The organism is Micromonospora inaquosa (genome assembly GCF_003857055.1).
Taxonomy (GTDB): Bacteria; Actinomycetota; Actinomycetes; order Mycobacteriales; family Micromonosporaceae; genus Micromonospora; species Micromonospora inaquosa.
On record NZ_QGSZ01000356.1, the window covers coordinates 1 to 13,228 of the forward strand.

Annotated in this window: 16 protein-coding genes; 8 read left to right on the forward strand and 8 right to left on the reverse strand. The window is 69.3% G+C overall.

Annotated elements, in window-relative coordinates:
• Positions 1-9: 9 nt before the first annotated feature.
• Genes DLJ59_RS32405 through DLJ59_RS32420 form a run of 4 tightly spaced genes read right to left on the reverse strand, consistent with a single transcriptional unit; the run spans position 10 to position 4,345 of the window.
• Complete coding sequence (locus DLJ59_RS32405; protein WP_124777810.1) at positions 10-1,218, reverse strand: ABC transporter ATP-binding protein; 1,209 nt, start codon at positions 1,216-1,218, stop codon at positions 10-12.
• A 10-nt stretch (positions 1,219-1,228) separates the two neighbouring features.
• Complete coding sequence (locus tag DLJ59_RS32410; protein WP_124777812.1) at positions 1,229-2,065, reverse strand: carbohydrate ABC transporter permease; 837 nt, start codon at positions 2,063-2,065, stop codon at positions 1,229-1,231.
• Position 2,066: 1 nt separating this feature from the next.
• Positions 2,067-3,062, reverse strand: coding sequence for a carbohydrate ABC transporter permease (locus DLJ59_RS32415; protein ID WP_124777814.1), 996 nt, complete (start codon positions 3,060-3,062; stop codon positions 2,067-2,069).
• Entirely contained in the window at positions 3,059-4,345 is a 1,287-nt protein-coding gene (locus tag DLJ59_RS32420) for an ABC transporter substrate-binding protein (RefSeq protein WP_124777816.1), read from the reverse strand. Before DLJ59_RS32420 ends, DLJ59_RS32415 begins: the two co-directional genes overlap by 4 nt.
• A 214-nt stretch (positions 4,346-4,559) precedes the next feature.
• On the opposite strand from DLJ59_RS32420, the gene DLJ59_RS32425 reads away from it, so the two are divergent.
• On the forward strand, positions 4,560-4,937 hold the full coding sequence (locus DLJ59_RS32425) for a PadR family transcriptional regulator (RefSeq protein ID WP_124777818.1): 378 nt from the start codon (positions 4,560-4,562) through the stop codon (positions 4,935-4,937).
• 2 nt (positions 4,938-4,939) lie between these two features.
• Entirely contained in the window at positions 4,940-5,635 is a 696-nt protein-coding gene (locus tag DLJ59_RS32430; protein ID WP_124777820.1) for a hypothetical protein, read from the forward strand.
• Between the two features lie 70 nt (positions 5,636-5,705).
• Here the strand turns inward: DLJ59_RS32430 and DLJ59_RS32435 are convergent, their stop codons facing one another.
• Positions 5,706-5,960: a flavin reductase gene (locus DLJ59_RS32435; protein WP_124777822.1), complete on the reverse strand. Its 255-nt coding sequence runs from the start codon at positions 5,958-5,960 to the stop codon at positions 5,706-5,708.
• A gap of 277 nt (positions 5,961-6,237) precedes the next feature.
• Here DLJ59_RS32435 and DLJ59_RS32440 point away from each other — a divergent pair, with 277 nt between their 5' ends.
• From DLJ59_RS32440 to DLJ59_RS32460, 5 genes are all read left to right on the forward strand, one after another.
• Entirely contained in the window at positions 6,238-7,038 is an 801-nt protein-coding gene (locus DLJ59_RS32440; protein WP_124777824.1) for a helix-turn-helix domain-containing protein, read from the forward strand.
• Positions 7,032-7,214: a DUF397 domain-containing protein gene (locus DLJ59_RS32445; RefSeq protein ID WP_124777901.1), complete on the forward strand. Its 183-nt coding sequence runs from the start codon at positions 7,032-7,034 to the stop codon at positions 7,212-7,214. The genes DLJ59_RS32440 and DLJ59_RS32445 overlap by 7 nt, the downstream gene beginning before the upstream one ends.
• Positions 7,215-7,537: 323 nt before the next feature.
• Positions 7,538-8,242, forward strand: a complete 705-nt coding sequence (locus DLJ59_RS32450; RefSeq protein WP_124777826.1) for a VOC family protein — start codon at positions 7,538-7,540, stop codon at positions 8,240-8,242.
• Between the two features lie 185 nt (positions 8,243-8,427).
• Positions 8,428-8,859: a RusA family crossover junction endodeoxyribonuclease gene (locus tag DLJ59_RS32455; RefSeq protein ID WP_124777828.1), complete on the forward strand. Its 432-nt coding sequence runs from the start codon at positions 8,428-8,430 to the stop codon at positions 8,857-8,859.
• Positions 8,860-8,906: 47 nt separating this feature from the next.
• The gene (locus tag DLJ59_RS32460; protein ID WP_124777830.1) at positions 8,907-9,182 is read left to right on the forward strand and encodes a hypothetical protein; all 276 of its coding nucleotides are present in this window, start codon (positions 8,907-8,909) and stop codon (positions 9,180-9,182) included.
• A gap of 3 nt (positions 9,183-9,185) precedes the next feature.
• Here DLJ59_RS32460 and DLJ59_RS32465 read toward each other — a convergent pair whose 3' ends face one another.
• The 3 genes from DLJ59_RS32465 to DLJ59_RS32475 all read right to left on the reverse strand — a co-directional run bounded on the left by DLJ59_RS32465 (position 9,186) and on the right by DLJ59_RS32475 (position 11,820).
• On the reverse strand, positions 9,186-9,971 hold the full coding sequence (locus tag DLJ59_RS32465; protein ID WP_124777832.1) for a L,D-transpeptidase family protein: 786 nt from the start codon (positions 9,969-9,971) through the stop codon (positions 9,186-9,188).
• A gap of 409 nt (positions 9,972-10,380) precedes the next feature.
• Entirely contained in the window at positions 10,381-11,091 is a 711-nt protein-coding gene (locus DLJ59_RS32470) for an HAD family hydrolase (protein ID WP_124777834.1), read from the reverse strand.
• A 150-nt stretch (positions 11,092-11,241) separates the two neighbouring features.
• Entirely contained in the window at positions 11,242-11,820 is a 579-nt protein-coding gene (locus DLJ59_RS32475) for a TetR/AcrR family transcriptional regulator (protein WP_244236342.1), read from the reverse strand.
• Positions 11,821-11,998: 178 nt separating this feature from the next.
• Between DLJ59_RS32475 and DLJ59_RS32480 the strand changes: the two genes are divergently transcribed.
• A complete protein-coding gene (locus tag DLJ59_RS32480; protein WP_124777838.1) occupies positions 11,999-13,201 on the forward strand; it encodes a low temperature requirement protein A in 1,203 nt (400 codons plus the stop codon).
• The last annotated feature ends 27 nt before the right edge of the window (positions 13,202-13,228 follow it).

The following is a 13,228-nucleotide window of genomic DNA, read 5'->3' on the forward strand; positions in this document are numbered from 1 at the left end:
GTGGGCGGGTTAGTCGGCTAGGGCGCCGGCGGCACGGCCCTCGTGCAGGGTCAGGTTGCGGCCGTTGGCCGGGTCGAACAGGTGGATCTTCTCCAGGTTGAACCAGACCCGCCGCGTCTGCCCCTCGGCGACCGGCGACTCCGCGGACAGCCGGGTCACCAGGTTGCCGCCGGCGCCAGCGAAGTCGGCGGCGCCCGCGTCCGCGGCCAACTCCTCCAACTCGGCGGCGCTGGCCTTCTCACCCTCGACGGTGAAGTAGACGTACTTGTCCGAGCCCATCGACTCGACGATGTCCACCGGCGCCTCGAACTCCATGCCCCGCCGACGGGTGTCGTCGTCGACCAGCTCGGCGTCCTCGAAGTGCTCGGGCCGGATGCCGAGGATCAGCTCGCGGGGCGCGTCGGCCGCCTCCAGCTCCCGGCGGACCCGATCGCCGAGCGGCACCTGACCCAGTGCGGTGTGCAGCTCGCCGTCCTGCACGGCGGCGTGCAGGAAGTTCATCGACGGTGAGCCGATGAAGCCGGCCACGAAGAGGTTGCGGGGGTGGTCGTACAGCTCCTGCGGTGCCCCGACCTGCTGCACCGCGCCGCCGCGCATGATCACCACGCGGTCGCCGAGGGTCATCGCCTCGGTCTGGTCGTGGGTGACGTAGACGGTGGTGGTGCCGAGCTGCTTCTGTAGGCGGGACACCACGGTGCGCATCTGCACCCGCAGCTTGGCGTCGAGGTTGGACAACGGCTCGTCCATCAGAAACGCCTTCGGTTGGCGGACGATCGCCCGACCCATCGCGACCCGCTGGCGCTGGCCACCGGAGAGGTTGGCCGGTTTGCGGTCCAGCAGTGAGGTCAGCTCCAGCACCTTCGCCGCTTCGTCGACCTTGCGGTTGATGGTTTCCTTGTCGAGTTTCGCGAGCCGCAGCGGGAACGCCATGTTCTCCCGCACTGTCATGTTCGGGTACAGCGCGTACGACTGGAACACCATGGCGATGTCCCGGTCCCGGGGGGCCTTGTCGTTGACCCGCTGCCCGGCGATGCGCAGCTCACCGGAGCTGATGTCCTCCAGCCCGGCGATCATGTTGAGGGTGGTGGACTTTCCGCAGCCGGAGGGCCCGACCAGGATCACGAACTCGCCGTCGGCGATTTCCAGGTCGACGTCCTGCACGGCGACGGTCCCGTCCGGGAAGCTCTTGCTCACCTTGTCCAGCACGATGTCAGCCATGACTACTCACCTATCCCTTGACTGCGCCGGAGGTCAGACCGGACACGATGCGACGCTGGAAGAAGAGGACGAACAGGATGATCGGTACGGTGATCACCACGGCGGCGGCGCAGATCGCCCCGGTGGGGTCCTCGAACTGCGACGCGCCGGTGAAGAACGACAACGCGGCCGGCACCGTGCGGGACCGCTCGGTCGAGGTCAGCGAGATGGCGAACAGGAAGTCGTTCCAGCAGAAGATGAAGACCAGGATCGCCGTGGTGAACAACCCGGGCGCGGCCAGTGGCGCGATCACCCGCCGGAACGCCTGCCCCTGGGTGGCGCCGTCCATCTTCGCGGCCTTCTCCAGGTCCCAGGGGATCTGCTTGAAGAACGCCGACAGCGTGTAGATCGCCAGCGGCAGCGCGAAGGTGATGTACGGCAGGATCAGCCCGGGCCAGGTGTCGAAGATCTTGAGCTGACGCTCGATCTCGAACAGCGGTGACACCAGTGACACCTGCGGGAACATGGCGATCAGCAGGGAGACCCCGACCAGCAGCTTCTTGCCGGGGAAGTCCAGCCGGCTGATCGCGTACGCGGCCATCGCACCGAGCACCACGGCGATCAGCGTGGCGATCAGCGCGATGCCGATCGAGTTGATCAGTGCCCGGACGAACTGGTCGGTGTCGAAGATGGTCCGGTAGTTGTCCAGCGTCCACTCGCGGGGGATGAAGTTCCCGTCGGTGAGGGTGGCTGGCGTCTTGAACGACAGCGACGCGATCCACAGCACCGGGACCAGCGCGAAGACGACCACGAGGACGTCGAGCAGACCCCAGCGCAGCTTTGCCCTGGTGGTGGTTTCGACAGCCATGTCAGCGCCTCTCTCCGTCGTCGCTGCCGGGGGCAGCGGTGCCGAACAACTTCACGAAGACGAAGGCGATGATCGCCACGGTGATGAAGATCAGCACCGACATCGTCGAGCCGATGCCGAGGTTCAGACCCCGGATCAGGTTGTTGTAGGTGAGCATCGACACCGAGGACGTCTCGTTGCCGCCGGCGGTCAACACGAAGATGTTGTCGAAGACCCGGAACGCGTCCAGGGTGCGGAACAGCAACGCGACGAGGATCGCCGGCTTCATCACCGGCAGCATCACCTTGGTGAACTTCTGCCAGGCGGTCGCGCCGTCGGTGGAGGCCGCCTTGAGCAGGTCCTCCGGCACCAGTGCCAGCCCGGCCATCAGCAGCAGCGCCATGAACGGGGTGGTCTTCCAGATCTCCGCGAGCATGATGATCGCCAGCGAGCTGGCCCGTTCGGTGAGCGGCGCGCCGTCGCTGAACAGGTCGGCCAGGTAGCCGGTGCCGGGCGTCCAGGCGTACCGCCAGGAGAACGCGGCGACCACGGTGACGATGCCGTACGGGATCAGCGCCGAGGTCCGGACCAGGCCGCGCCCGATCAGGGTGCGGTGCATGATGATCGCCAGGCCCATGCCGAGCACCAGTTCGACGGCCACGGTGACCACCGTGATCAGCGTGGTCACCCCGAACGCGGTCCACCAGAACTCGTTGGTGAGCACTGTGACGTAGTTTTCCAACCCGATGAACTCACGTTGGTCGGGGAAGCGCAGGTCGAAGCGCTGCAACGACAACCAGACCGAATAGATGATCGGGTACGCGGTCACCGCGATCATGACCAGCGCGGCCGGCGCGCAGAGCAGCAGGCCCAGCTTGCGTTCGGCCTTCTTGTTCTCGCTCAGTGGGGGCTTGCGACGACCGCCACGCTGGGTGGGCACGGTGGCGTGCCGGCCGGTGGATTCGCTGGTCTCGTCGGCGGCGACATCGGCGCCGGTCGGCGTGGCGTTGATACTCATGGAAGGACCCCCTTGGACTGGAGGGCGTCGGCGATGGCGTCGCGCAGCTCGTCGGCGGTCTGCTGCGGACGGATCCCGGACGGCGGCGACAGGATCGCCGACATCACTGTGGAGATGCTCTGGTAGGCGGGGGTCAGCGGACGCGTCGCCGGGTCCTTCAGCTCCTCCAGGATGGTGTCCTTCATCGGATACGCCTCGGTCATCTCCGGGTCGTCGAAGACCGCCTCGATGGTGGGCGGAACGCCGTCGTTGATGGCGGAGAACTTCTGGTGCTCGGCGCTGCGGATGCACCGGGCCGCCTCGAAGGACTGCTCGGGGTGCTTGGAGTAGGAGCTGATCGCCAGGTTGACCCCACCGATGGTGACCTTGCTGGGGGTGCCGTCGTCGATGCCCGGGATCCGAGCCCAGCCGACCTGCTTGGCCAGCTCCGGGTTCGCCTCCTGGAGGGCCGGGTAGACGAACGGCCAGTTCACCTGGAACGCGCCGCCGCCGGACTGGAACTCCAGCCGCACCGGGTCCTCGGTGGCGTTGCTGAACGACGGCGAGGTCACGCCCGACGTGGCGAACTTCTTCAGCTGCTCCAACGCCCGGACCGTGCCGTCGTCCATCACGGCTTTCTTGCCGTCGTCGTTGAGGATCTTCCCACCGGCGCTCTCGGCCAGGGTGTTGTAGAGGACGACCAGCCCCTCGTACTGGGCGCCCATGGTGAGCACCTGGTACGGCTTGCCCTGGTCCTTGAGCTGCTGGGCCGCGCTGATCATCTGGTCCCAGGTGGTCGGCGGCTGCGGCACCAGGTCCTTGCGGTACCAGAGCAGTTGGACGTTGGTGTTCTTCGGCGCCGCGTACAGCTTGTCCTCGTACCGGGCGGTCTCCAACGGGCCGGCGAGGGTGCCCTGCTCGACCTCGGCCTTGTCCTGGCCGGTCCACTCGCGGATCCAGTCGGCGCTGGCGAACTCCTGGGTCCAGGTGACGTCCAGCCCGAGCAGGTCCATCCCGCTGTCCTCGGCGGCGAGCCGGCGCACCATCTGCACCCGCTGGTCGTCGGCCTGCCGGGGCAGCACCCGGTAGGCGATCTCGTACCGCCCCTGGGCCTGCGTGTTGCAGTCGTCGACGACCTTTTGCAGGTTCTGCTCCGGCGGGTAGTACAGGTTGATCGTCGGTGGGCCGCCGGCGTCTTCCGCGCCGCACGCGGCCAGCGGCGCGACGAGTGCCAGCGCGGCAGCGGCCGCGCCCAGCCGCACAACCGGTCGGCGTCGGTGTCGAGCCGTTTCGGGGTCCGTCATCGCCCTCCCCCTCTCCTCGGCGAATGACCGGGGAGGGCATCCGTGCCCCGGCGCACGGCGAGCCGGTTCCGAGCCGGCAAGCTGCGGAAACTCCGGCCCGGTTGCTCTGTAGCGGCTACTCTGCCCCGCCCACGAAGCGGCGAAACCTGGCCGTTACAGCGGCTCTTCAGTTCCGGTATATCGTGACGCCCACTAGCGGGGTACTATGTGCCGCATGGTAGCTGCGGAGAGTCAGTCGATCGACGACAACGACCGGCAGACCCAACTCCTGCGGGGCGCGCTGGACATGTGCCTCCTGGCGCTGCTGGCACGGGAGCCCGCGCACGGCTACGAGCTGGTTCGGCGGATGGAGACCGCCGGCTTTGGCGCAATCAGCTACGGCACCATCTATCCGCTGCTGACCCGGATGCGCCGACTCGGCCTGGTCGCTCATGAGCAGCAGGCCAGCCCGACCGGCCCACCCCGAAAGGTCTACGCGCTGACCAGGTCCGGCCGGGTCCACCTGGACGCCTGGCAAAAGCAGTGGAATCGCTTCGCCGACACCGTCAGTGCCGTTCTCGACCCGCTCGACCACAGCCCCACGAGGAGTTGACCATGGACACCATCGACAGCCTTCTGGGCGAAGCCGACCAGGCATGGCGCGCGTACGGCGTCGGTTCGGCCGATCGCGTGGCGCTTGCCGCGGATCTGCGCCTGGACCTGCGGGCCGCGGCCGCCGACGGGGGCGATCCCGTGCGGTTGCTCGGCGGTGACGTTGCCAGCTTCGCGCGGCGGCTCGCCGACGAGGCTGGCGTCCAACGGGTGCGCGGCGACTACGGCCGCATTCTCGGCACCGCACTGATCGGCGCGATGGCCGGTGCGATGCTCGGCTACGGCCTCCTGGTGGCGGTCTACCCGATATTCGTCCGCGTGGTCGACATCCCCCGCTCGATCGACGTACCGGTCCAGCTCGCCGTCGCCGTCGGATACGGCATACCGGCCGCCGTGGTCGTCACGGGAGCGGTCATCGCGGTGCGGACCCGGCTACGCGACCTACCCAGGATCCGGCGGACAGCTCGGATGATGATCATCCTCGTGCCGGCGGCCGGCATCGTCATCACGCCGGTCACCGTCGGCTTCGCCTGGTCCACCGACTACAGCACGGCACCGTCGGTGGTGGTCGCGGAGATCGCCATGGTCCTGGCCGCGCTCGCGGGCGCCACTGTGCTGGCGCGTCGCTTGTCACTGCGCGAGGGCCGGACCGACTCCGACACCTCGCACCCGGAAGCCACCAGAGTCAAACCCGCCTGACGGTACGACCAACACCAGCCCTTGCGCACAAGCTGCTGGACCTGACTTTCTGCGTGCTGCTGCCCGAGCGTCAACCCCGGGCCCTGGCCCAGGAGAGGAAGCGCTCGGTCATCCTGGTCGGTGGATGATCCGGGTGGAGTTGGGTGAGCTGGTTCGTCGCCTCGTGCATCAGAGTGCCGAGGTAGATCAGCAGCGCGGTCCGGCTGGTTCGGTACTCCGTCAGCAGGGCGAGCTTGGCCGGTTGGCAGGGCCACTCGCTGCCACAGTTGCGGCACCGCCACAGCGGGCGCATGGCGACGTGTGGCACGGGCGGCCGGACCACCATCACGGCCACCGCACTGCGGGCTGCTGGGCTGCCGGGCTCAACACATCGACCTCCTCGGGGTGGGGAGGGGCCGCTCCCGCAAGGGGGAGACGGGAGCGACCCCGAGGGCAGAGCCTGCCGCCGCCACGTCGGCCACCAGCGGACCCGCCACTGGTGACAGTCTGGTGATGAGGCGACTACCGTCGATACGTGCTCACGCCATTCGTGCAGCTCAGCGGTCCAGGTGAGCACCCATGAGGGACACGCCGAGCCACACTGAGTGAAGGTTGGGGAATCGATGGGGACCGTGACCGACTACGTGCTGGAGGAGTTGCGCCTGCTCCGGGCGGAAACAGGGCTCAGTCAGGAGGACTTCGGCCGGGCCATCGGCTATTCGGGTTCACACGTCAGCTCGGTGGAGACCGGTGGGCGACCGCCCACGAAGGAGTACATGCGGGCGGTCGACACCCAGCACCGGACCGGCGGACGATTCCTCCGCATGCTGGACGGGTTGGCCCGGCTCGACGCCGAGCCGGCCTGGCTGCGCGAGTGGATCGAGTTCGAGCGGGAGGCGACCACGCTGCGCTGGTTCGAGTTGGCGTACGTGCCGGGTCTGCTCCAGACCGAGCGGTACGCTCGCGCGACGCTGGCCGGCGGCCGGTTCGACGCCGAGGACGTGGACCGGATCGTCGCCTCCCGGCTGGAACGCCAGGCGATCCTGCACCGTCCGCGCCCGCCGCAGCTCATCGCCGTGCTGGACGAGGCGGTGCTGCGCCGGCCGGTGCTCGACCAGCCGGGCCTCATGGTCGAGCAGTGCGAGCACCTGGCCCAGTTGACGGCGGCGGAGCATATCCAGGTGCACATCGTCCCGACGGATGCTGGGATGTATCTGGGGATGGGCGGCCAGTTCATCATCGCCGAGATGCCGGACGGCGAGCGCGTGACCTATGCCGACAACCAGCTCACCGCGCAGATCGTCGATGCCTCGGCCGACGTCGCTAAGCTGGCGAAGACGTGGGAGATCGTGCGGAACGAGGCGCTCCCCCGCCGGCAGTCAATCGACCTGATCAAGGAAGTGGCGAAGTCATGGGCATGCTGACCCCGCAGTGGCGGAAGTCGACCCGGTCCGGCGGCAACGGCGGAGCCTGCGTCGAGGTCGCCGACAACCTGAAAACCGTGGTGCTGGTACGCGACACCAAGGACCGCGACGGCGGCACCCTGCACATCGCCCCGACGGCCTGGAAGGCCTTCGTCGGGTTCGCCAAGCAGCACTGACCGTGAACTCGGAGAAAACCTGGCGCTGAGGGCTTCTCCGAAGCGAGATACCGCGACCGGCCCAACCCCGCGCCACGCCCACGGCCGGTCGGTCGATCGATGGCGAGTAGCAGCCGAAGACGATCAGTCCCGAATCTGGAGATCTTGGACAGTTTCCGCTAGGACGTAACGGAAACTGTCCAAGATCTACCCTGAAGCCGGGTGTGGTGCTGGTGCACGACGCCAAGGACCGCGACAGCGGCACGCTGCACGCTGCACGTCGACCCGACGCCGCCGCGCCGTGCTTGCCCCACGGACACCCCTCGACCAGGCATGCTGGGACGGTGATCGCACGCTTCAAGGACCTCTGCCTCGATGCCGCCGACCCGCTCGCCCTCGGTGGCTTCTGGGCGCGGATGCTCGACGGCGACGTGGCCGACGCAGGTGACGGCGACACCCGGGTCGATCCCCGCTCCGCCCGCTCACCAGCCGAGTCGATCTGGGTGAACAAGGTGCCGGAGCCGCGAGTCGGCCGGCCCCGCGTACACCTGGATCTGCGGTTGGCCGACCCGGAGCCGGCGGCGCTGCTCGCGCAGGGCGCCCGGCTGGTCCGCGAGCCGGACGACGACGCCGGCCGGTGGGTGCTGGCCGACCCGGAGGGCAACGAGTTCTGCGCGTTCCCGGCCGACGCCAACAGCCGCCCGGGTCCGTTCCAGCTGGTGGTGGACGCGCTCGACCCGGCCGCCCAGGCGACCTGGTGGGCCGGCGTGCTCGGCGGCACCATCGAGCACGGGTCGACCACCTCGTCGGTGTTCGGCGCGGCCGGCTTCCCCTGGGAGTACTGGGTGTTCGACGGGGTTCCCGAGCCCAAGACGGTCAAGAATCGCCTGCACTGGGACGTCGAGTTGGCTGACCCGGAGCCCATGGCGCTGATCGCGGCGGGCGCGACGCTGCTCCGGGAGCCGCTCGACGAGGCCCACTGGTGGTGGATCCTCGCCGACCCGGAGGGCAACGAGTTCTGCGCCTTCGCACCAGCGCCCACCGGGTGAACGACCGACTACCGAGCGCGGGCATCGTCGGCTAGCGTTTTCCTAGCGCCGCAGCCGGCGCGTTCGCCGCTGCCGTCGACACGCCTCCGGCCGACCCATGCCTGCCCGAACGGTTGGTAATCGCGGGAACGTCCCACCGCGGCTCCCCCGGTTCGGCAGGATCGTCCCAACGAGGAGGTGCCGTCGTGCAGGACACCCGCGCTCTCGCCCTGACGTTCGAGGTGAGCGGCCTGCCACCGGTCAAGACCGAAGCGTTGTCCATCTTCGCCGCCGGGCATCGGCAGGCGACGAGGGTCCGCACCCTGCTCCAGGCCGCCCTCGCCGCGGCCCAGCGCACCGGCTGGACGCCGTTGCCCGGGCCGATCGAGGTGGACCTGGTGTTGCGCTGCCCGCCCGGGCACCGTACGTCCGACGCCAGCACCCTGCTCGGCGGCGTCTGCGCGGTGTTGCAGGACAAGAAGCGGGTGTCGACCATCGGCCTCGCCCACCTCGGCGTCCTGGTGGACGTCGCTCTCTACGACGACGACCGGCAGATCCGCCGGTTGTCGTACCACGAGGAGCCGGCGGAGGACTTCTCATACCAGGTGCGGGTCGCCGCCGTACCTAACGGGGTTTGACCGACGTCCGCGGTGGGGTACCGCGGACGCCGACGAAGGGAGCACCGATGTCGGAGCCACATGTCACGCTCGACCCCCGCGGGCTCGACCCTGTGCAGCGGAAACTGCGCGGCCCGCTGGAAGAGCAGCTGACCTCGGCGCTTCAGGCAGCCACCGACCGGGTCCGCGCCGACTACGCTGGCGAACCGGTCGAACAGGTCTGCCAGCGACTCCTGGAAGAGACCCGCTCCGGGTTGCACCCCGACATCGCTGCCGGGTTCAACCCGGACATGGACGAGTTCTGCCGGGTGGCGGTGGCGATCGTCCGGCGCGAGGCCGGCTGAATCTCAGTATCGGCCGAGCTGGGCGTACGGGCTGAGCACGATGCGCGGTGACAGCGCCGGGTCCAGCCAGTTGAGCACGTCGACCAGGTGACCGTGTGCGAGGGCTACGCAACCAGCCGTGGCGTTGCCGGCGCTGGTGCTGAACTGGTGCAGAAAGATCCCACTGCCCGCGTTCGGCACCGGCTTCGGCACGTTCGGCGGCATGTTGTAGGTGATCACCGCGAAGTGCGTGTACGCGGGGACCTCCTTCCACAGTGCCTCGCTGGCCCCGCCGGGGTTGGTCGCAGTGTGCTGGAACGTGTTGTAGCGCGGGGACGACGGATTCTCGTTCCACCAGTCACCGCTGACCAGGCGGTGGTAGGGGAATCGCACGCCCGGGTTCGCGGCGATGCCGTACATGGTGGGGCCGATTGAATAGACGCCGGTCGGCGTCGTCGGCACACCCTCCACGTGGTTGTCGCTGAAGCCCTTCGAGCCGATCCGGGCGGGCAACGCCGCCGAGGCCGGCTGCCAGCCGTTGCGGGCCCGCACGAACGCCTCCACCGTGGCGTACGTGGTGGTGTAGCTGCTGGCGCCGACGATGATCACCTGCTTCGTCGCCGCCGGCAGCGTGGTCAACGCGCTGGCCCGGTTCTGGCGCTGCCGCCCCGGCCAGGGTCGCTGCGTCGGGGGCGTGCCCCAGGCCGGCCGCAGCGGCCCGCTCGCGGCGAGTGCGGGCCCGGCCGAGGTGAGCACGGCCGGGGCGGCCAGACCTGCCGCCGCGCCGAGGAGGAGAGATCTGCGCTTCATGCCCGCCATCCTGACAGCCGAACGGCCGCACGGCCTGCCCACTCGCCACGGTCGAGGAATTCGCGGGTCGGGTCAGGACCGGGTCCGCAACTACCCGGCCCTGACCCTCGGCCGTCCGGCAAGGGAGCGGACAGCTCCGGCACCCGTCGCGCGGGCGTGGCAGGACGCCACGCGCCGGAACGGGGTGAGCCGGCCACTCCGCACTCAGCTCCACGGTGCTCACCCGCCGAACGCCGACGCGCCCCCGACACACCCCGAAAGGCCGGGAGCGCCGGACCAGGCTAGGTGGGCTCCGACCCGGCGGACAAGCCGCATCGGACGACCGATGGCAGGACTTGTCCCACGCTGGAAATCGGGCAGGTCGGCGTAACACGACCATGATCGCCGACGCTGTTTGGCTCCCGCACGGTCAGAAGTGCCGCAGCAGGTCCCGGAACGCGGCGAGCCGCAGCACGCCGTCGTCGGTGGGGTCCAGCTCGTCGTCCTCCAGCACCCAGGTGTTCGCGTTCGGAATGAACACCGCGTTCAACCCGGCCGCCCGCGCGGGCAGGATGTCGGACTTCGGGGAGTTGCCGATCATCCACGCGCCGGCCGGCGGGAAGCCGTGCTCCCGGGTGAGCCACCGGTACGTGTCGACGTTCTTCTCGGCGACGATGTGCGCGGCCCCGAAGTGGTGCAGCAGGCCACAGGCGTCCAGCTTGCGCTGCTGCTCCTCCTGGTCGCCCTTGGTCAGCAGAAGCAGCTCGTGCCGGCCGGCCAGTTCGTCGAGCGCGTCGGCCACCCCGGGCATCAGCTCCACCTGGTGCTCGACGAGCGCCACTGCCAGTCGGTCGATCTCCTGGCGTTCGGAGTCGGTGGCCGGCCGCTCACGCAGCCGCTCCAGGCACTCCGCCAGGCTGCGCAGGAAGACCTTGCTGCCATATCCGTGCGCCACCGCGTTGGCCCGCTCGATGTCGTCGAGGACGACCCGCAGCTCCGCCCGGTCCAGGGTGGGGTGGTCCAACCAGCCCAGGAAGTCGTCGATCACCCGCTCGAAGACCACGTTGTTCTCCCACAACGTGTCGTCCGCATCGAAGATCAGCACCTGTGCGTGCCGCCGGGCCGCCGTGTCGACCGTCATGCCATCCCCTCCCCGGCCCACCGCCCGGCAGGCCAGGAGACAGGGTAGGCGGCGGGCAGACGCCAAAGCCCACGATTTTTCCCGCTCACTCACGTTTCGGTTCGTCGACAACGGCCCGGCCGGGCGCCCACCCACCACCTGGCGGCGTGGTCACGGCCACCTCAGCAACCGTTGCGCGATCAACACCTCGCGGTCCTCCTGCCCCTCGGGTCGGAGCCGGCCACCGCGGGTGAGCATCACCACGCCGTGCAGCAAGCTCCAGCCCACCTCGGCGAGGGTGTCCGGGTCCCGGCCCTCGGCCAGCGGGGTCAGCGCCGCGCGCAGCTCGGCGAAGACCGCCCGCGGCGCGGCCGGCACACCATCCGCGCCGAGGGCCAGGTCGGGGGTCAGCGCGAGCATCGCGTCATAGACCTCGGGATTCGTGTACGCGAAGTCGAGGTACGCGGTCGCGACGGCCGGCCAGACCCCTTCGGGGCTGCCGACGGTCTCCGCGTGCGCCTCGGCGAGATCGGCGGCCAGATCGGCGAAGGCGCACACCGCGACGGCGGCGATCAGCGCCTCCAGATCGGCGAAGTGCCGATAGATGTCACCCATGTCGATCTCGGTCCGTTCGGCGAGCCGTCGGGTGGTCACACCCGACCAGCCCTCCGTCTCGACCAACTCTCGCGCGGCCGTGACGATGAGGTCACGCCGGTCCTGTTCAGCGGCCTTCTCGGCAGGTCCGGGCACGCAACCGAGCGTAAGGGCGGACACCTGCCGCAGTTGCCGGGTGACGGATTGGTGACTGTTGTGGTTGGCCGGCGGCCTCTGCCCACGTGCCACCACCGCCCCCTGGCTCGTTAGGCGAGGAGATCACCGCGACGGGAGGGCACGTGGTCGTTCGGGGGCACCGGAGCGCGGCGAGCCGATGAGAAACACGAGCGGCGTACGGCTGCTTCGCGACGACGCCACCCGGCAACGGGCGACCTTCCTGGAACTCTTCCTCGACCTGGTCTTCGTCTTCGCCCTCACCCGGATCTCCGCGCGGCTGATCGTCGACTTCACCGACGGCCAACCTGGCGTGCTCGCGGGCCTCGGCCAGGCTCTGCTGCTGTTCCTCGCACTGTGGGCGGTCTGGTCGGTGACGGTCTGGTCGACCAGTTGGCTGGACCCGGACGCCCAGATCGTCCAGACCGTCATCATCATGACGTTGGTCGGTGCCATGACGATGGCCGTCGCCGTGCCCCACGGCTTCGGCGCACGGGCTTCACTGTTCGCCATCACCCTGGTGACTCTCCAGATCGGCCGGGTGGTGTATTTCCACCTCGCCGGGCACGGCCGGCCGGACCCACACCAGTCCATCCGGATCCTGTTCTGGTTCGGCCTGAGCGCACCACTCTGGGTCGTCGGCGGCCTGGTCAACGACGGCACGGTCCGTGGGGCACTCTGGACCCTCGCCGTGCTGATCGACTACACCGGGCTGTTCCTCGGCTGGCCGACCCCCCGGCTCGGCGCGCAACGGCTCGGCGTTCAGATGATCGCGGCCGAGCATCTGGCCGAGCGGTACCAGCAGTTCCTCCTCATCGCTCTCGGCGAGGCGATCTTCGTCATCGGGCTCAGCTTCAGCGGCAGCGAGTTCCACAACGACCAGACGGGCGGGTTCGTCCTGGCGCTGGTGAGCACCGTCCTGCTCTGGCGGATCTACTTCCACGTGGCGGGAGGGGTGCTGGGCACGGCGATCGACCGTTCCCGCGACGCGGCCCGGCTGGCGACCGACATGGCGTTCGCCCACATGGTGATGATCGCCGGGATCGTGCTGACCGGTGTCGGCTTCGAGCTGTTCATCGCGGAACCGCTCGGGCACCTCCCGTCGGCCTGGCTCATCGCCATCTTCGGCGGCCCGGCGCTCTTCCTCGTCGGGCGTTCGACCCTCGAATACCAGGTCTTCGGACGGGTCTCCCGGTCCCGGTTGGCCGGCCTGCTGGCCCTCGGCCTGCTGACGCCGCCAGCTCTGCACCTCCAGCCGCTCACCGCCGGCGCGGTTGCCGCAGTGGTGCTGCTCGGCGTCGCCACGGCGGACGCGCGACGCTCACGCCGGCGTCCAGCAGAGACACCCACTCCCCCGTACTAGCCGCGACGGGCGGCGCGCGCGGTGATC